The sequence below is a fragment of the Candidatus Acidiferrales bacterium genome, assembly GCA_035934015.1.
Classification (GTDB): domain Bacteria; phylum Acidobacteriota; class Terriglobia; order Acidiferrales; family UBA7541; genus DAHUXN01.
The window spans coordinates 48,454-66,450 of the sequence record DASYYH010000003.1; the positions used below are offsets into that span (position 1 = coordinate 48,454).

General features: G+C 61.1%; 15 protein-coding genes. All 15 read right to left on the reverse strand.

What is annotated here, in order from left to right:
• Positions 1-2: 2 nt before the first annotated feature.
• The gene (locus VGR81_00520; GenBank protein HEV2287415.1) at positions 3-1,733 is read right to left on the reverse strand and encodes a hypothetical protein; all 1,731 of its coding nucleotides are present in this window, start codon (positions 1,731-1,733) and stop codon (positions 3-5) included.
• Between the two features lie 50 nt (positions 1,734-1,783).
• Positions 1,784-1,951: a hypothetical protein gene (locus VGR81_00525; GenBank protein HEV2287416.1), complete on the reverse strand. Its 168-nt coding sequence runs from the start codon at positions 1,949-1,951 to the stop codon at positions 1,784-1,786.
• An 85-nt stretch (positions 1,952-2,036) separates the two neighbouring features.
• On the reverse strand, positions 2,037-2,351 hold the full coding sequence (locus tag VGR81_00530; protein ID HEV2287417.1) for a hypothetical protein: 315 nt from the start codon (positions 2,349-2,351) through the stop codon (positions 2,037-2,039).
• Positions 2,352-2,455: 104 nt separating this feature from the next.
• Positions 2,456-2,824, reverse strand: a complete 369-nt coding sequence (locus VGR81_00535) for a hypothetical protein (protein HEV2287418.1) — start codon at positions 2,822-2,824, stop codon at positions 2,456-2,458.
• Positions 2,825-3,205: 381 nt separating this feature from the next.
• Entirely contained in the window at positions 3,206-3,712 is a 507-nt protein-coding gene (locus tag VGR81_00540; GenBank protein ID HEV2287419.1) for a hypothetical protein, read from the reverse strand.
• Positions 3,709-4,251, reverse strand: a complete 543-nt coding sequence (locus tag VGR81_00545) for a hypothetical protein (GenBank protein HEV2287420.1) — start codon at positions 4,249-4,251, stop codon at positions 3,709-3,711. The genes VGR81_00540 and VGR81_00545 overlap by 4 nt, the downstream gene beginning before the upstream one ends.
• Entirely contained in the window at positions 4,248-5,819 is a 1,572-nt protein-coding gene (locus tag VGR81_00550) for a hypothetical protein (GenBank protein ID HEV2287421.1), read from the reverse strand. The genes VGR81_00545 and VGR81_00550 overlap by 4 nt, the downstream gene beginning before the upstream one ends.
• The gene (locus VGR81_00555) at positions 5,816-6,373 is read right to left on the reverse strand and encodes an energy transducer TonB (protein HEV2287422.1); all 558 of its coding nucleotides are present in this window, start codon (positions 6,371-6,373) and stop codon (positions 5,816-5,818) included. Before VGR81_00555 ends, VGR81_00550 begins: the two co-directional genes overlap by 4 nt.
• A 149-nt stretch (positions 6,374-6,522) precedes the next feature.
• Entirely contained in the window at positions 6,523-7,059 is a 537-nt protein-coding gene (locus VGR81_00560) for a GNAT family N-acetyltransferase (GenBank protein HEV2287423.1), read from the reverse strand.
• Positions 7,060-7,137: 78 nt separating this feature from the next.
• A complete protein-coding gene (locus VGR81_00565) occupies positions 7,138-7,992 on the reverse strand; it encodes a CPBP family intramembrane glutamic endopeptidase (GenBank protein ID HEV2287424.1) in 855 nt (284 codons plus the stop codon).
• Between the two features lie 92 nt (positions 7,993-8,084).
• Positions 8,085-11,015, reverse strand: coding sequence for an ABC transporter permease (locus VGR81_00570; GenBank protein ID HEV2287425.1), 2,931 nt, complete (start codon positions 11,013-11,015; stop codon positions 8,085-8,087).
• A 276-nt stretch (positions 11,016-11,291) separates the two neighbouring features.
• Positions 11,292-13,802, reverse strand: coding sequence for an ABC transporter permease (locus VGR81_00575; protein ID HEV2287426.1), 2,511 nt, complete (start codon positions 13,800-13,802; stop codon positions 11,292-11,294).
• 362 nt (positions 13,803-14,164) lie between these two features.
• Positions 14,165-15,004: a hypothetical protein gene (locus VGR81_00580; GenBank protein ID HEV2287427.1), complete on the reverse strand. Its 840-nt coding sequence runs from the start codon at positions 15,002-15,004 to the stop codon at positions 14,165-14,167.
• 91 nt (positions 15,005-15,095) lie between these two features.
• On the reverse strand, positions 15,096-17,576 hold the full coding sequence (locus VGR81_00585) for a M56 family metallopeptidase (protein ID HEV2287428.1): 2,481 nt from the start codon (positions 17,574-17,576) through the stop codon (positions 15,096-15,098).
• Entirely contained in the window at positions 17,573-17,974 is a 402-nt protein-coding gene (locus VGR81_00590; protein HEV2287429.1) for a BlaI/MecI/CopY family transcriptional regulator, read from the reverse strand. Before VGR81_00590 ends, VGR81_00585 begins: the two co-directional genes overlap by 4 nt.
• Positions 17,975-17,997: the final 23 nt, after the last annotated feature.

Genomic DNA, 17,997 nt, shown 5'->3' on the forward strand with positions numbered 1-17,997 from the left:
GCCTACCTTCGGCGCCAGCGGGAGAAGCGGCCAAACACGGGCTGATTTCGCTGCGGCAATTCCAGTTCGGCTTTGCGCGCTTGAATGGCGCGGATCGTTGGATCGCTCGACGTAACGCGTTCGCTCAGCTCCTGTTCGCGCGGCGGCTTTTGCGGACGCGCCGAAGCGCGCGATTTCAATCCGTAGCGCGCGGCGTCGGCGGCGTCGTCGCCGTCGCGTTTGGCGATGTCTTCAACGTTCGCCGAATCACGCACGAGTTCCGGCAGCGTGCGAATCAACTCCGGACACGAATCGGCGATGAGCCACTCGCCGGCGTCGAGCTTTTGATACATCAGCATCCAGCCGCCGACGCGATCGTTATCGGCAGGAACGGGCCGCGGCAATCCCGCCGCCGCGAAAACGTCGCCCATCTGCTCGGCGATGGAAGATTCATCCGTGCGGCGCGCGAAAGCGTCGGGCGAAAGATAAATCGCGTCGATTGTTTCGCGCTTCCCTGCCCCATCGAGCGAGCGCTCGACAATCGCCGTGGCCAGAGCGCGCGGCGCGAGATGCTGCGCCGTGAATTCGCGATACGTAATCGTACTCGTGCGCGATCTCGCCGCATCATTCGGAGAAAGCGTCGAAGAGGAGAACGCGGCGGCATCCGGGACGTGCGACGCCGGCCGCGCCGGGGTGGACGGAGGAGCAGCGTCACCGGCTTTCGGAAACGCCAAGTTGTTCGTAGACAGGCTTTCGCCATGTTCGTGCGTCTGGCGTTCATCGAGCCGGTGACGTTGATCCTCTGCTGCGAGTACGCCGCTCGTGTGCCAATAGACCGCGGCGGGATGCTCGAAGCCCCAATCAATGGAAATCCAGCGCGGCCACCATTCGGCGGCGGCGATGGATTCCGCGCGAATCACGCTGCGTTGCGCATGGAAATTCGTGAAATACTGGCCGGAAAAAACGCTCCAGTCGCCATCGAAAAACGCGCGACGAAAATAATCGGGGAGCTGTTGCAGTGTTTTCAGATACGAAGCGTCGGCGGCATAAATCGGATTGTCCCAGACGCGCGCGGAGATGAATGCATAGTCCTCGGGATCGTATTCGCGCGGGTCCATACCCGGCGCGGGCTGTTTATCAATGAAAAGCGCTTTCACCCACGCGTGGCCGACGTTTCCGGGATTCGTCGCGCCAGCCATGCACGGACGCGAGCCGTTCACGGGACAGCGATTGCGGCTGGTGAGAAATTGCCACTGGCGCAGCGTGAAATGCGTCAGCTCGTCAATGCCGATGAAAAGGAATTCGCTCGACTGATACTGGTAGATGTCGTTTTCCGTCTGCGAATAGCCAAAGCGCGTCGTCGAGCCATTGAGCCACATGACGGTGTGCTTCGCTTCGTTATACGAGCGATAGAGTTCGCGCGGAACGTCGCGGCGAAAATAGAGCAGCAGCGAGCTTTCGAGTTCCGGAAACGTCTTGCGCAGCAGCAGCGTGTTCGCGCCGGCGCAATCGTTGGCCTGCTTGATCGCTTCCATCAGCAGCGCTTTGGATTTTCCCGGGCCCGCAGCGCCGCCAAACAACCGATATTTCGCGTCGCACGTGTGAAATTCCGTCTGCTTCGGGAACGCGCTGTAGAGCAGCTTCGGCCGGCGCGCGGATTTCGCTTCGCGTTCAAGCTCTTCTTCGCGGCGCGCGCGTTCGAGGCCGCAATCGCGGAGCCAGCGATCCACTGCGGAATTGGCCGTTATGGACATGAGCGATTTGTTGCGTGAGTCAGCGTGTGCGGACGCGATAGCGCGGCGAATTAAATTCCCGTCTGCTTGATTTTATTGCCAATGTACATGGCCGCCGCGCCGCCGAGGAAGCACGCGGCAATCCCGGCGTGATGCACGCTGAAAATCGCGCCGACGACGAGTGCAGCCACGCCTCCCAGCTGAACTGCGTAACCGATGATGGACTTCGATGCGCTCATGTTTCCTCCGGATGAAGACTTTGTAGGGGCGAGGCTCGCCTCGCCCGGGCGACCCAAGGGTCGCCCCTACGAAATGCTGCGCGTGTTACTGCACCGTCTCGGTGCGGTCGGAGCGCGGAATATCGTGAACGATTTCCGTTGGCGCGTCGGCTTCTGCAGCGGCACGTGCCGAGGGCGGATCGAGATGCCGCGACGCTTCCTTCAGATAATCGAGCAGCAATTTATTGCGCGCGGCTGTTCCTTCGGCTTCTTCTTTCTTCGGCTGCGCCAGCTCGTCGACTTTTTGATTCAGCACGATGCTGATCTTCCATTCGTCGAGGCCGGTGGCGCGCAGCGCGGTGCGCATGCGGACGCGCGGACGCGGCGCAGCAAGAAGCTGTGGTTTTTGTTTTGCGGACATGGGCTGAGTCGGTTTGCGTTTCGCTTTCTGTTTTGCAGGCGCGCGGCGCGGCTTTTTCGCTGCGCGGAGGCCTCGCGGCGCGTGTTTTTTCTTGCGCGCCACGGCTAGCTAAGAATCTGCACGGTGACGCCGCTGCCGCCGGTGATCGAGCTGACCTTGGCGCGGATAAATTTGGCGCGTACGCCGGAGACGGAGCGAAATTCGCCGGCCGTCACTGTGGACGTGTCGATCGTCGCGTACTGCGCGTCCACGTCGTTCATGGCCGCTTGCAGCACGATGGAGACGGCGGAAGGCGCGGTGCCGTAGATCGTTTGCCAGCTGATGCTGCGGCCGTTGTCGGGGAAACCGGAATAGCTCGGCAGCGCAAATTGCTGGCTGGCCTGGCCCGCGGCGGGCGATTCGGCGTTGAATGCCACGGCGATGTCGCCGGGATAGACGGAGTTCGGCGGATTCTGCGTATTGTAATTCGGCACAAAAGACTCCTTCGGAACGAAAAGAGATGGCGCACGAATGCGCGTGCGCAGGATGCGAGATGGGTGCCCGAGCGCGTGAAAACGCGCCAGAAAATAAAAACGCCGGCGAGGACCGCCGGCGTTGAAATTCAGTGTGGGATTCGCGTGGCACTTGCTTGTCACACGAATCGAGGTTACAAGAAAAACTTTTACGCTCAGGCCGTTTTTTTGTCAAGTACCAATTTATCTAGGAGAAAATCGTCTACGGTAGAATTTTCGGCGAGGCGCTGAAAATGCAAGATTTGAACGCGCCGAGGCGGCGAAAAAATATTTTCGCGCGCGAAGGCGCATAGTACTTCACCCGCCGGATGGCGCGCCAGAAGTGCCGGGCGTCGCGCCGTTCTATTGTGGCGCCGACGCATCCTCGGAAGAAGCCGTTGTCTCGGGAAAAGATCGAGGGGAGTCTGCGAACAGTGCTTCCACCGACGGACGCGTAAATAAAATTAGCCACCACGTCCCCGGCACAATTAAAAATAGCATTCCGATCAGAGCCAGACCGAGTGGTGAATCGAACAGCGATGGCCCCCCCGTACGTCCGTGATTTGGCAAAGTGAGGTATATGTCGATCCAAATATAGGCTCCAGAACCGACCATACCTGTCGCGATACAAAGAATGCTCCACCGCGCCCAACGCCGGAGACGAAAAATCCCCCATGATGTTGCAAAGAACCCGAATCCGATGACTAGAATCCGCAGTACCGGCAAAGTCATGGCGCGGACAACGCGCATGTTTTCTCCGGGATGCAACCGAAACGCAAGGGAGACAAGGTTCACGAATCCAGCGAGGAGCGCGATTGCATAAAGCAGCAGAACGCCTGCGGCTACCATGACGCCCACAGAACGTTTCATGGGGGAGTACCCTTATCCGCAGGAAATGTGCGGGGATCTGCAATCGCAACGGGCGGCGAGGCGAGAGGCGCTGCGCCGCGCGTGGAGAATTCGAGGATGACGCGCTTGCGCGTGAAGAGAATCAGCCACCAGATGGCGATTCCCAGCGGAATGAGCATTCCAACGACGGCAATGATGACGCCAAGTTCCACAAATTGCGCGGGAACGTTCGGCTGCGACTCCATGATTCGCGGAACGATCGCCGCGCCGAGGATTCCCATGCACGAGAAACCAATGGCCAGCACGCTCATCACGATCGCGGAGATGCGCGCCCAGGGCCGCAATTGCAGGACGCCGATGCCCGTGGCGACTCCCCAAATCATGCCAAGCGCGTACATCGCGGCGACCATGATTTCCAAGCCGCGTTGTTCTTGCGGGAGTTGCGCAGAGAATTGCGCAACGAGCCCGCCGAGCAACATGACAGCGGTCATCAACAGCAAAAGCGCGCTGCCGATGAACATGACGACGGCTGCAGCCGTCACAGCGCCGGAACGTTTCATTGCGGCGTTCCCTGCTCTGCGGATGGCGCGGGCGAATATGGCGCGAGAGGCGCAGCAGCACACGCCTCGCGAAAGGCGCGCCGCCGCGTGAAAAGAAAATAAAGCAGCACGGCAAACAACGCCGTCGAAAAAACCAAGCTGATGTCACGAAAAACATTCATATGCTCGAAAGGACTGGATGCCGGAGAACCATCCGGGAGCTTGATTTGCGCAGTGAAGTTTTCTATCTGGGCGTGAACTTCCGAGTTATACCTGACGCGCTCCGGTGAAATGAACATCAGGCCATAATTGGCGATTCCCGCGAGAAGAAAAACAATCAGCGCGTCGAGCGCCCAACTCCTGCGCCGGAGAATCGCCACGCCAAAAATGACGGGCGCGATTCCAAAAACAACATAAAACGCATTGACGCCCCAGCCGTGTACCAGAAATCCGAAAGCGAGCAAAGGCGGCTTCATGTTCATCATTCTGGAATAGAAGGGGCCAACGAAAGTAAGCGCACCAAAAATAATTTCCACAACGGCGATGACGCGAATGCTCACGGGAATTTCCGGCGCGGCCAACGGGACCGCTGTGGCCGGCACGATTTGCGGTTGCGGCTCAAAGACCGGCGATGAAATCGGGTGCATCGAAGGCAGCGAACTCACCGCTGCAAATTCGCCGGCCACGCGCGGGCGCGTGAACAGGACGAGCCACCAAACCGCAATTCCCAGAGGAATGAGCAGAGCGCCGACTCCTGCGATGATTGCGTCGCGCATGGAGGAAGCGGGAATATCGGGAGGGGGTGGCGTCAAGAGCGGCGCGATGACGATGCCAATGGAACCGAAAACGCAGAATGCAATCGCAATCCCGGCCGTGACAAATATTAGAATGCGGCCCCACGGACGGCGCTTAACGACGCCTACGCCCGTGATTATGCCCCATGCAGCGATGAACAAGTAGAAAAACGCCACCATGACCAACATGCCGCGAAACGGAAAACCGAAGTCGGGTTGCGGTGGTGCGAGAGCTGTGAGCGGCATCATCACGGCCAGGAACAGCATGAATGCAGAGCCGAAGAACAGAACGATGGCGGAAGCGTCGACAGCGCCGGACCGCAAAGGCAGCGCGTTCCCTTCTCCAGCCGCCGGGGCAAATTGGGCGCGCACGCTGCGGCGCGTGAAAAGAATCAGCCACCAGACGCCGAGAGCAAACGGAATCAGCGTAAGCCCGACCAGGTGAATATATTGCTGGGAAATAAAGCTTCCGCCGCTAATGGTGGGAACACCCGTGGTTGCGCGAATGAGTTTGTGCGCGCCGATCAAATCGGGGACGTTGATGAGGACGAGCAGCGCGGAAATGATCAGCGCGCAGAGCCAGGCCCAGCGGCGCAAACGCAGAATCGCTGTTCCTGTGGCGATGCCCCAGATTGCGAACGCCATTTGGAAAATAGAGAGTGCGATGAGCGCCCCAAGCTCTTCCCCATGCATCGCGGACGCGTTTCGGAGCGGCCAGGCCGCGTATACGCAAAACGCAGCGCTGGCGGCGATAACAGAAATCGCTGCTGCGGTGACTCCCGGGGAACGTTTCATTGCGAACCTCCTGCGCTGGCGGCGGGCGCGCGCGGATGATCATAGGCAAAGGTGACGCGCAGTTGCGCGACAGCCTTCGCGAACTTCTGCGGCAGCGGCGCGAACGGCGCGGCTTTGGCGATGGCGATGCGCGTCGCGGCGTCGATGGAAGCGTCGCCCGAGGAATGCGCGAGCGAGAGCGCGCCCGCGAGCGAGCCGTCGCGATGCAGCGCGAAAGTGACGATGACTTTGCCTTTTTTGCCGCTCGCCGCGCCGGGAATCGCCGTGAGCCACGCGTGCGTGGTTGCGTCGGTGAACGCGGAAACGAAATTGCCCCAGCCTTCTTTGTTTTTTACGCCCGCGATTTCCAGCGTTTCGATGAGCATCGCGTGCGAATGCGGCGAAGCGCCCGCGGGACGCACATCCGCCTCGAATTCGATCACGCCGTGAAACGTGAGCGTGACGTTCGGCTCCGCGACAGGCTCCGGCACCCCCGGCCGCTCGACCTGCGCGACCGCCCGCGGCGCGACAAAAAGCAGCAATGCGAGTGCACCGATGATGCTTCGCAGCCGCATTGTGTTCCTCCTCGATCCGCCAAAAGCTGATTAGCTATCGAATACTTAGCGCAGAGTATACGCGCGGATGCGCATTCCGCGCAACGCAAGGAGAGCACACGACAGCGGCGAGTAATGACAACAGCAGCGTGTTCGATGCGATAGGGCGCTTACGCCGGAGGCGAAATCGCGTAGACGAGATGCAGGATGCCTTTGCGTACCGTTTCGCTGGCGACGGTCATTCCCATTTTTTCGGCGACGCGGCGCGAAGGAAGATTTTGCGGGCGAATCAGAGAAATCAATCGCGGCGCGCAAAGCGTCTCGAACCCATACGCGACGCACGCGCGCGCAGCCTCCGTAGCGTATCCCTGGCCCCAGAGGTCGCGGCGAACGTGATAGCCGATTTCGATTTCGCGCTTGCCGTCGACGTCCTGCAGCGCGTGGCCGCAATCGCCGATGATCCTTCCGGTTTTCCGCAGCACCATGGCGTAAAGCCCGTAGCCGTTGGCGTCATAGCTGGCCATCCAGCGTTCGATCCATTGCGCGACTTCTTCGCGCGAAAACGCGTGCGGATAATATTGCATCGCCACCGGATCGCTCAGCACGGCGGCGAGCGCGCCGGCGTCCTCCGGCTCCATGCGGCGCAGCACGAGCCGCTCGGTTTCCAGCACAGCCATGGAGGGCGGCTTCCCGTCGCAGATGCTCATCGAAGTAATAGTTTCCGTAGTGGCGAGACCTGCCTGCGCAGGCAGGCTTCAGTTTTGCCTGCTGCTGCGGCGGAAAAACTAAATCAAATGCTTCAGGTGCGCAAAAAAAAGGCCGACGCCGGAGGAAAAATCCAGCCAGCCGTGCGCGATCATTCCCGGCGCCAGCGATTTTCGCCACCATGCGGCGCCTCCGAGAATCAACCCGATCGCCACGATGATGGTCATATGCGCCCAGCCCTGGTAGCCATGTCCCAGGCCGAAAATGACCGCCTGAATCACCACGGCGGCCGCAGCGCTGCCGGTCATTCGCCGGAATTGCTCCTGCAAATAGCCCCGGAAAACAAATTCCTCGCAAAATCCCGCTGAAATTGTCAGCAGAGCCCAGACCGGCAATTCGATGAACGCATGCGGCACAAGCTCCGTGACGACCTTCGTGCCTTCGCCGCCCGCCGTGCGAAAAGGCACAGATAGAATCCCCGCGATAACCAGAATGGAAAACCAGACGCCCAATCCAATGCCAATATCGCGGTAGACGTCGCCGGCGCGATTCCACCGCGCGTTCACGCGATTCCGCACCGTTTCTCCGCGGGCGCGCATGCCGAGATAAACATACACAAACAAAAACCACTCCAAAGCCATCGTGCTCGCATAGGTCATCAACCGCGCCTCGAGCGAAGGTCCGCCAGTGGCCGCGGATTTCGCAACAAAAGTGCGCGAAAGAAAAAATGACGCGTAGGAATTGCCGAAGACCAAAATCAGAAGCCCGATGGTGTGCCAGAGCGGCGCGATCAGGCGCTCTTTCGGCGGCGTCGCGCGGAGAGATTCGGCGGGAGCGGCGGATTCGGACACGGCGTCAGCGCCTCTTCGCGCCGCCGGTTTGCTCCACGGCGGCGAGGAAGCGTAGCCGGTTACGCCGCCAGCGTCAACGGACAATCTGCGCTCTGCGACTTGAGCGGTGAAGTGAGCCTATTCCACTCGCCCGGTCGGGTCTGAAGCCCCGACCCTACTTGTCACTCATCACTGCCTTACTCGTACCGCAGCGCGACGATGGGATCGACTTCCGTTGCGCGGCGCGCGGGAATGTAGCACGCAGCCAGCGCCACAACCGTCAGCAGCGCGGCGACGGCGATGATCGTGACGGGATCGTTCGCGTGCACGCCGTAAAGCATCGAGTTCAAATAATGCGTCACGCCGAGCGCGATGGCGACTCCCACAACTGCGCCCGCGAGCGCGAGGACAATTCCCTGCTTGACGACCATGCGCAGGACGTCGCCCGCTTGCGCGCCGAGCGCCATGCGAATGCCGATTTCGCGCGTGCGCCGCGAGACTTCATACGACAGCAAGCCGTAAAGCCCGATGCACGCCAGCACCAGCGCGAGCAAACCGAAAAAGCTCGAAAGCCGAGCGATCAGCCGCTCCTGAAACAGCAGCCGGTCGATTTCCTCCGATTCCGTGGTCACCTGGAAGAGCGGCAAATTCGCATTCACCTGCGCGACGACTTTGCGGATCAGCGGAAGCAGCGCCTGCGGGTCCGCCGCGGTGCGCACTTCGAACGATGCGCCGCCGCGCCGCTGCGGCTGATACATCATGGCGTGAATATCGCGGCGCAGGCTGTTGTATTTCGTGTCCGCCACGACGCCGACGATCTCGTAGCCGGGATTCGCCGGGCCGTTCGCGTCCGCCGACGCTTCGCCGAATTGCTTGCCGAGTGGATTTTTTTTGCCCAAATATTTTTCGACGAACGCCTGATTCACGACGACTGGCGTCGGCGCGGAAGTCGGCGTCGCACCGCCATTGGTGTCCGCAATGGCGTAATCGGATGCGTAAAAATTCCGTCCCGCGAGAAACGGAATATGCATCGCGTCAAAAAAGTCCGGTCCGATTTGCAGAACGTCCGCCTCGGATACCTGGTCCTGCGGCGTTCCGGGCCAATGGAAACCCGTGATCATCAAGCCGCCGCTCAAAAGCGGCATCTGCGAATAACTCACCGATTTGACGCCCGGCGTCGCCGCCAGCCGCCCCTGCAAATCGCGATAGAAGCTGTTGATCTGCGTGTCTTTGTAACCGGCGAGCGTAGGATCGATTCCGAAAATGATGATGTTGTGCGCATCGAAACCCATGTCCACACTGCGCAGATTTTCAAGCGTGCGCACCAGCAGTCCCGCGCCCACAAGCACGACAATCGCCAGCGCCACTTGCGCCACCACGAGTCCATTGCCCAGCCTGAAAATGCCGAACCATCTCCCGCCGCCCGCGTGTCCCGCGCCGGCCGAGCCGCCTTCGCCTTCCTTGAGCGCCGGAGTCAAATCCACGCGCGCGCTGCGCAGCGATGGCGCGATGCCAAACAAAATTCCCGTCAGCAGAGATACCGCAATCGTGAATCCAAGCACGCGCGTGTCCACGCCAAGCGCAAACGTGAGCGGCCGCGTCTGATTGCTCGAAACGAAAGACACAATCGCGTGCGCGCCCCAGTACGCGAAACAGATTCCGAGAATTCCGCCGAGCGCCGAAAGCAGTACGCTTTCCGTCAGAAGCTGCCGGATGACGCGCATGCGTCCCGCGCCCAGCGCCAGTCGCACGGCGATTTCTTTTTGCCGCGCCGCCGCGCGCGCCAGCATCAGCCCGGCGACGTTCGCGCACGCGATCAGCAAAATGATTCCCACGGCCAGCATCAACACGTAAAGCGGATCGGAAAATCGGCCGCGATCGCCGGTAAGGCCGCTCTGCGCGGGCACAAGCGCGATTCGCGGATCATCCGAAGGATTCGATAGCGTGTGCGGGCCGTTGTTTGCGGATTGCGCCGCGTTCGCACCTTGCGGGCCGCCCGCGGGAGCTCCTGGCTGCGGTCCGCCGATGATGACCGGTTTATTCCCCGCCGATTTCGGCATCGGCAACGGACCGCCGCCGATTTCGCGATGAAAAAATGGCCCACCACCCTTTCCCGAAGGCATAGCCCCAGCTGGAGGCGCGCCCGCGCCGATGGGCCTGTTGCCGCCGCCCGGAGACGGCCCTCCGCCCATCATGACCACCATTCCTCCGCCACCCGAAGCTGGCCGCCCGCCTGGCCCCCTTCCCATCGCGCCGCCATTGAAAAGCGGCACCGCGCCGTGAATCATTTCGTTGTAGAAAAGATTGCTTACCGCCGTTTGCGTCTGCGCGACAGGAGTGCCCGGTTTCATGCGCCCGATAATCGTCAGCCACCACGAGGCAACGTCGTCCTGCCGCTTGGCCATCCCCAGCCGGTCGATGATCTGCTGGCGCGGATCGATGCGGTCGCCCATGTCGAGCGGCAGCCAGATGTCGTAGTCTGAGCCCGGCGTGATGCCGGTGAACCGCGCCTCGGCCACACCGATAATCGTGAACGGAATGTTGTTCAGCTCAATCGTGCGGCCGACGACGTCGCGCGAGCCGCCAAATGCGCTCTGCCAGTAGCCGTAATTCAGCACGGCGACCGGCGCTGCATCCTGCCGGTCATCGCTCCGTTCAAAAAGGCGGCCCACGGCGGTTTTCACGCCCATCGTCTTGAAAAAATCGCCAGAGACAAGCTGGCCACTGATGACCGTCGCCGGACCGTTGCCGGTCAAATCGAGGCGGCCAGAGTTGGCAAACGCTGCGACGCTCGAAAACGCGCCGGACGTTTCGACCTTGCGAAAAAACGGCTCGGAAAGCGAGCAGCCGGAGGGATTCTTCGCGCCGAACCCCATTTCCGACGCGCAATCCCCGAACGCCATCATCGAATGGATATCCGGCGGATTCCGCGCGCTCCACTGCAGCAACACCAACTGCGAAGGGTTTTCCACCGGCAGCGCGCGCAGCATCACCGCGTCAATCAGGCTGAAAATCGCAGTGTTCGCGCCGATGCCCAGCGCCAGCGTCAAAATCGCCACAACGGCGAAGCCCGGCGACTTCACGAGCATGCGGAATCCGTAGCGAATGTCCTGCAGGAGCTTGTTCATGGCGTGTTGTCCCCCTCTGGCTGAGCCATCTTACGCGGTACAGACGAACGATGCGACAAATGGGAAGCAGGAGCGTGCCGCAGGGTTGCAAGCCCCGCGCGGAAATTTTCGCGCCCCGCCGCAATGCACGATGCCTATTCGGGCCCACTCCTGCGACTTTGTGAAGCGCAGAATTCGGCTCGACTGTAAGGGCAAGAACGATGCCCATTGGATGTGCAGCCGCTTGTCACTCATCACTTGCCACTTATCATTCATCACTTGTCACTCGTCACTGCCTTATTCGTACCGCAGCGCGACCATCGGATCGAGCCGCGACGCGCGTCGCGCCGGAATGAAGCTCGCCGCGAATCCGATCGCCGCAAGCAGAACGACCGCAGCCGCCAGCGTCAGCGGGTCGCGCGCCTTCAGCCCGAAGAGCAGCGAACTCGCCGCCTTGCTGCCCGCCAGCGTCAGCCCCACGCCCACGACGACGCCAATCGCAATCAGCACGCCGACTTCGCCCAAAATCATGCGAATCACGCCTCCGCGCTGCGCGCCGAGCGCCATGCGTATGCCGATTTCGTTTGTCCGCTGCGCGACCGTGTAGGAAATCACGCCGTACAATCCAATCGCCGCCAGCAGCACCGCGAGCACGCCGAAAAATCCGCACAGCGTGGCCATCAGCTCATCCTGCGTGAGCGTGTTGCGAATCTGCGTGGTCAACATCTTGAACTGAATATCAATCACCGGGTTGACTCCCACGATGGCATCCTTGACGGCGTTGGGCAGTCCGGTCATACCGCCGCGCGAACGAATCAGGAAGGTCGCGCCGGAGTCGATAAATGGCGGCTCGAGCTGCGCGAACGGAAAATACATCACCGCGCTGATGGTCTCGTGCATGTCGTCATAGACGGAGTCCTTCACCACGCCGACAACCTGATAGATGCGCGGAGGCTTCCCCGGATCGTTCCACACGCGAAAGGTCTGGCCAATCGGGTTTGGCGCAGCGGTCAGAAACTTTTTCGCAAATGTCTGATTCACGATGGCCACTTTCGGCGAGGTGGCTGTGTCGTCATCGTTGAAATCGCGGCCCGCAACGATGGGAATTTTCAGCGTCGCGAAATAGCCCGGGCTGTCGAAATCTTCATACGAAACCATGCCTTCGTGATGATTCCCGTCTTTGTCGAGAATCCAGTCGTTGCTTTGGTTGCCGCTCATCGGTGAGCGCATCGACGCTCCCGCTGCCGCAACGCCCGGAACGGCGCGGATATGTTCGATCAGATTGCGAACATACTGCGTCCGCTGGGCGTCCGCAATGTTGGCGCGCGTGTAATCAACGTTGGCAACGAGCACGCCGTTTTGCTGAAAGCCCGGATCGCGGGTCATCAGGTTGCGCAAGCTGCGCGCGAAGAGCAGCGCTCCGGCCAGCAGCACGAGCGAGAGCGCCACCTGCGACGCCACCAGCACGCGCTGCAAACGGAAGCGCTCGCGCCCGGCAGTCATCCCGCGCCCGCCCGTCTTCAAGACCGAGCCCGGCAGCACGCGTCCTGCGCGCAAAGCAGGCGCCAGCCCAAAAAGCACGGTCGTCAGAATGGCCAGCCCCGCCGCAAATCCGAGCACGCGCCAATCCGTCGGCATGTCGAGAAAAACCGGATTACCCGGCGTGCTGATGAACGCGATCAGAAAATGACTCAGGCCCGACGCCAGAAATCCTCCGAGAATCGCGCCGGAAAAAGCCAGCACCGCGCTTTCCGAAAGCATCTGCCGAATCAATCGTGAGCGCGACGCTCCCAAAGCCAGCCGCACGGCGACTTCGCGTTCGCGGCCGCTGGCCCGCGCCAGCAGCAGATTCGCCAGATTTGCGCACGCAATCAGCAAAACCAATCCCGATAGCCCAAGAAGCAAAAACAGCGGCTCGGAGGAATCGCGCCGCATCTGCGAAAATCCGTTGGCCGCGGGTTGCGCTTCGATCTTGTAGGCAAGATAGTGCTTCACGCCGTCCGGGTCATATTGCGGCGGAATGGTTTCCTGCAACGATGCCGGCGTAATCACCGCAAGCTGTGCAGCCGCGCGCTTCAAATCCCAGCCCGGCTTGAGCCTGCCGATGATGGAAAGCCACCAGTCCTCGCGCGTCCGCGGGCCCGTGATTCGGCTGAATTCGCTGCGCAGAATCGGCTCGGCGCAAACCGTGAGCGCCACATCGAAGCGGTCGCCAACGGAGACACCATAAAAGCTAGGAGGCGTGACGCCAAGGATGGGAAACGAGTGCCCGTCCAGCGTCAGCATCTTGCCGATGACCGACGCGTCCCCGCCATACCGCTTCTGCCAGAATTCATAGCTGATGTCGGCCGCGCCCGAACATCCCGCAGGATCCTCCGCCGGTGAAATCAGCCGTCCGAGAACGGGCTCGATGCCCAGCACGCGGAAAAACTCACCGGAAACCCAAAGCACATGCGCGTTGTCCACTTCCCCGCCGTTGGCGAGGTTGTCCTGCTCCTGGCTCCACGCGGCGATTGACGAAAACGCTTCTTGTCTCTCCTCGACCTGCTGCCACAACGGATATGTGAAATTGGCATAAGCCCCATTGAAACTCCCCGAACCCCAGTGATTCATATTCAAGTGGACGATGGTGAGTGTATCGGGGTCTTTCACCGGCAGAGTGCGCAGCCGCACGGCGTCGATAAGTTGGAATATGGCAGCGTTCGCGCCGACGCCCAGCGCCAGCGTAAAAATTGCCACCGCCGCAAACGCCGGCGACTTCGCCAGCATGCGCAAGCCGTAGCGGAGATCCTGCAGCAGGTTCCCCATCGGTTCCCCCTTCTTCAGCTAATCTGCTACGCCGTAAACTACGGGAGACTTTCTATTCCAGCTTGAACACACACGCCCCACAATATCCAGACGCGCGAATTGAATTTTGGATAGCAGCCCTGCCGCAAACAATTCAGGAATGCAAAGCGCTTCCCCGCGCAGCGGTTCAGTTGGGCCAGCGACGAAGCTCATGATCAGTTACGAGAATCGCAGCGTTTTTTGTTCGCCGCTTTCCCGTCACTGGTCACCGTCCACTTGCTTGCCGTGAGCCCGTCCGCCGTGGCGGACGCAGGCGAAGGGATACCGTCTTTCGCTTTGCTTGCTCGTCGTTGTCCTCTGTCCACTGACCACTGATCTCTGTTTTATTCCGGCTTGGCCGTTCCATTAGCGACGGCCTGATCGAGCAAGGTTTTCAATTGTTGTGCCACTTGCTCAGAGGCTTGCCCTTCGCGCTCGCCGAGTTCGGACTGCTGATTTCCCAGCTCCGATTGCTGATCGCCCAGTGCGGATTGCTGGTCGCCGATTTTGGATTGGGCATCGCCCGCCTGCGATTGCAGGTCGCCGATGCGGCTCTGCAAATCGCCGAGTTCAGACTGCAAATCGCCCAGTTGATCTTGCGTGCCGCCCTGCGCGCTCAGCCGCTTCGCATCCGCTTCGACCTTGGCGAAATCCGCGCTCATATCCGGAACCGGCACTTTCACGTCGCGCTGGTGCCGCCCAAGGTCCCGCTGTTTTTCGCCTAGCGCGCGTTGCTGGTCGCCGAGGGCCCGCTGCTTTGTCGCCAGATCCTCGACCGGCGCAAAGAGCGCCCGCGCCCGCTTCACCGTGGCCGGATCCCTGATCTCATACGTTTTGCCGTTCTGCCGGAACGTGAGCTTCGTCGGCGAAATTTTCACATACATCGAAGACGGTGTGCTCTCCGACCCGTCCCAGGCTTCGCAGAGATCGTCGCCGACGGCAATGCCGATGCCCATGCCATGTCCCGTTCCCGCGCCGGCGTCAGTGCTCACATTCCGGTCGTTGCTAGTCATCGCATAGCAGCTCTGGCCGCTTCCGGAGACCCTCAGCCGCATCCCGCCTTCGTTGTTCGTAAGGAGCGTGATGGTGTCGTTATCGTAATTTGCCTTCGACTGCGCGCGAACGAATAGCGGTGCAACGTTCGCAACAAAAATCAGCGCGGCGCTCGCCGCAGTCCATCGCATTGCACTTCGCATCGAAATTTGATTCATCGTTTTGCTCCTTCGCTCACCCTGTTTTTTCTGTTCACGGGCCACTCACCGCTGACCACTGTATTCATTCAGGCTTGGCAATTCCCTTCGCAATCGCGTCGCCGAACATGTCGCGCAATTGCCGCGACGCCTTGCGCGCTATTTCCCCTTGCTGCTGTCCAATTTCGCCCTGCTTCCGTCCGAGCTCGCCCTGCTGGCGTCCAAGCTCTCCCTGCTGCCGGCCAATCTCCGATTGCTGCACGCCGGCATCCGACTGGAAGCGGCCAACCTCGCTCTGCAAGCGGCCGAGTTCGGATTGAATGCGGCCCAGGTCGCTTTGCGTCCCGCCATTTGCGCGCAGAGCGTCCAATTCCGCCTTCACGCGCTGCAGCTCCGGCGAAATATCCGGCACTTTGACTTTCACGGCGTCCATTTTTTCGCCCAGCGCGTCTTGTTGCTTGCTCAATGCATCCTGCTGGCGGCTCAATTCGTCTTCCTGCTTCGAAAGCTCATCTTCCGGAGCAAAAAGCGCCTTGGCCTGCGCGATGAACGCCGGATCGGTGATGACATACGATTTCTCGTCGCGCTCGAACCAGATCAGATCCTTGCCGAGCTTTTGGCGCAGCGCGCGCGCATGCTGCAGATCCTCGTCGTCGCCGGACATCTCCACGGCGCTATCCTTGCCGCTCAGAATGACGTAGCGTCCGCCGCCAGAGTTATAATCGCCTCGAATCTTATAATTGCCGCCGTAGCTCTGCTGCCGCTCGGCTTCCGCGATTTCGCGATCCGCCTCGGCCAGCGCTTCTCTGGCCTCCCGCATTTGGGAAGACATCCGCGCGTCAATAATTTTCGCGGCTTTTTCAGCGGCACGCTGCGCCGCGCGGATCTGCGCCGAATTGGAACCGAGCTGCGCTTGCGCCGCTTTCAGCGCTTCTTCTGTGGCGCGCATTTGCTCGGCGATATCCTGATCGCTCGCCTGCGGTGCAAGCGCCGCGAAGGGATCTGCGCTGGGCGCCGGAGGCATAGGCGCGAGAGCAGGGCTTGGCATCGCGCTCATCGCTGGTGGCGCGAGCGGGAACGATGGCTGCGCCATTGGCGCAGGCGCTGCAACTCCCGCAGATGGCGCGGGCGGCATCGGTCCTGGATTTTCAACGCCCTCCTCTGGACCTGGCGTCGCTGGAGCAGGCGCAAGCGCCGGCGCTGCCACTCCGCCATTGGGAGCCTTCGCCAATACCGGCGCAACCGGTGGCGCAACGCTCTTCGGCGGAACGGGCGTTTTGTCCTGCGCATGCGTGATGAACGGATGCGCCGCACCCGCGACAAAAATCAACGGCGCAGCCACCGCCGCGACGAAAACCAGCAGCCATTTTTTCATGGAGTTCGCTCCGTTCCAGGAAAGAATCCGGTCCACGCGCCGGGCCGCACCCAGCCCATTGGCCATGGACACGCCTTGCCAGTAAATGCGCCCGCTTTCGGCTTCCCGTTGCGCGAAAAATTCCAGCAGCGTTTCGGCGTAACTCGCGCGATCCGCGCCGCCCGCCAGCGCCGCTTCGTCGCTCGCTTCTTCGGCCAGTTCCGCGATTTGCCGGTTGATCCACCAGCTCAGCGGGCTGAACCAGAAAATCACGCGATGGACGAGCGCCAGTCGCAGCGTCAGCGCATCGCGCCGCGCCACGTGCGAAACTTCATGCGCCAGCACGGCGTCGAGCTTCGCGTCGTCCCATTCGCGCCAGTCCACGGGCAATAAAATCACCGGGCGCAGCACGCCAATCGTCGCCGGCACGGCCAGAGCTTCCGACTCCGTGAGCCGAGGCGTCTTTTCCAGTCCGCCGAAGCACGCGCGATACCGCAAAATCCGCAGCGCGCGCGAATCGGCAATCGCCGCCGCGCCTCGCGCCAGCCGCCCGCTGAAATAGAGGCCCAGCAGCAATTGCAAAAGCAGAACGAACGCGCCGGTACCGTACGCCGCCAGAAGAATCGTCATCCATGGAATCGTCCTGGGCGGTGCAGGCCCTTTCGCCGCGTGCGCAGATACTGGATGTGAAATGATCGCCACTGCTAAAAATGCCGGCGCGGATTTTTGTGCCGCATTGTTTCCAAATCGCTGCGTCGGCGCAGGCTTGGAAGAGGTCGCCGCGGCATTTTTGAACCAATCCTCGCCGCTTGGCTGCAAGGCATTCGCGCTGCCGCGAATCGCAATTGCCGTGCTGTTCGTCAGCGCGATCAGAGTCGTCGAAGAAGCCGCCGTCACATGCTGCGCCGTTCGCGCAGGTCCGCGGTCGAAGCTCGTCTCGAAGCTCCGCGCGAATTTCTGCGCCGCTTGTTCGGCCCGCGCTGCACCCGGCAGCGTGAACGGCAATCGCGGCAACAGCGCGCCAAGGAACGGCATCGCCAGCGCCACATAGAGCACCAACGTCCACACAAACAGCCGCAGCGAAACGCGCTTCACGCGAAACGCCGCCAGCGCCGCCGCAGCCAGGCATCCAATCCCCAGCGAACGCACCGCCGGCTCCGCGAGGTTCACCAGGAAGCCCGAAGACGCCCCAACCAGCGAATTTGCCATCATGGCTTCCCTTCCTTTCGCGTGGCGATCTTGCGCGCCAGTTGCTCGAGTTGATTGCGGTCGAGCACTTCGTTGTCAACCATTCCGATCACCAGTTGCTCCGCCGAGCCGCCGCAGAATCGGTCAATGATGTTTTTCACCGCGCGCACCGCGACGTTCTGCCGCCCTTCCGCCGCGCGATAAACGAACGTCCGCCCACTGACTTCGTGCTGCACGTAGCCCTTCTGCTCCAGCCGCCGCAGCACCGTGCGAATGGTGGATTCTTTCATCGGCCGCGTCGCCGCCAGCGCTTCGCGGCATTGCTCGGAAGTGCACGGGCCGCTCGTCCAGACGTAATCCATCACTGCTTGTTCGACGTCGCCGAGGTTCTTTGGTTTGGCGAGTTTTTTCGGGGTCGTCACGTTGTGTTAATCCATGTAGCGTT

Excerpts from the sequence above, each read along its gene's own strand:
- VGR81_00520 (HEV2287415.1), bottom strand. The coding sequence starts at position 1,733 with ATGTCCATAACGGCCAATTCCGCAGTGGATCGCTGGCTCCGCGATTGC.
- VGR81_00525 (HEV2287416.1), bottom strand. The coding sequence starts at position 1,951 with ATGAGCGCATCGAAGTCCATCATCGGTTACGCAGTTCAGCTGGGAGGC.
- VGR81_00530 (HEV2287417.1), bottom strand. The coding sequence starts at position 2,351 with ATGTCCGCAAAACAAAAACCACAGCTTCTTGCTGCGCCGCGTCCGCGC.
- VGR81_00540 (HEV2287419.1), bottom strand. The coding sequence starts at position 3,712 with ATGAAACGTTCTGTGGGCGTCATGGTAGCCGCAGGCGTTCTGCTGCTT.
- VGR81_00545 (HEV2287420.1), bottom strand. The coding sequence starts at position 4,251 with ATGAAACGTTCCGGCGCTGTGACGGCTGCAGCCGTCGTCATGTTCATC.
- VGR81_00550 (HEV2287421.1), bottom strand. The coding sequence starts at position 5,819 with ATGAAACGTTCCCCGGGAGTCACCGCAGCAGCGATTTCTGTTATCGCC.
- VGR81_00555 (HEV2287422.1), bottom strand. The coding sequence starts at position 6,373 with ATGCGGCTGCGAAGCATCATCGGTGCACTCGCATTGCTGCTTTTTGTC.
- VGR81_00560 (HEV2287423.1), bottom strand. The coding sequence starts at position 7,059 with ATGAGCATCTGCGACGGGAAGCCGCCCTCCATGGCTGTGCTGGAAACC.
- VGR81_00570 (HEV2287425.1), bottom strand. The coding sequence starts at position 11,015 with ATGAACAAGCTCCTGCAGGACATTCGCTACGGATTCCGCATGCTCGTG.
- VGR81_00575 (HEV2287426.1), bottom strand. The coding sequence starts at position 13,802 with ATGGGGAACCTGCTGCAGGATCTCCGCTACGGCTTGCGCATGCTGGCG.
- VGR81_00580 (HEV2287427.1), bottom strand. The coding sequence starts at position 15,004 with ATGCGATGGACTGCGGCGAGCGCCGCGCTGATTTTTGTTGCGAACGTT.
- VGR81_00585 (HEV2287428.1), bottom strand. The coding sequence starts at position 17,576 with ATGATGGCAAATTCGCTGGTTGGGGCGTCTTCGGGCTTCCTGGTGAAC.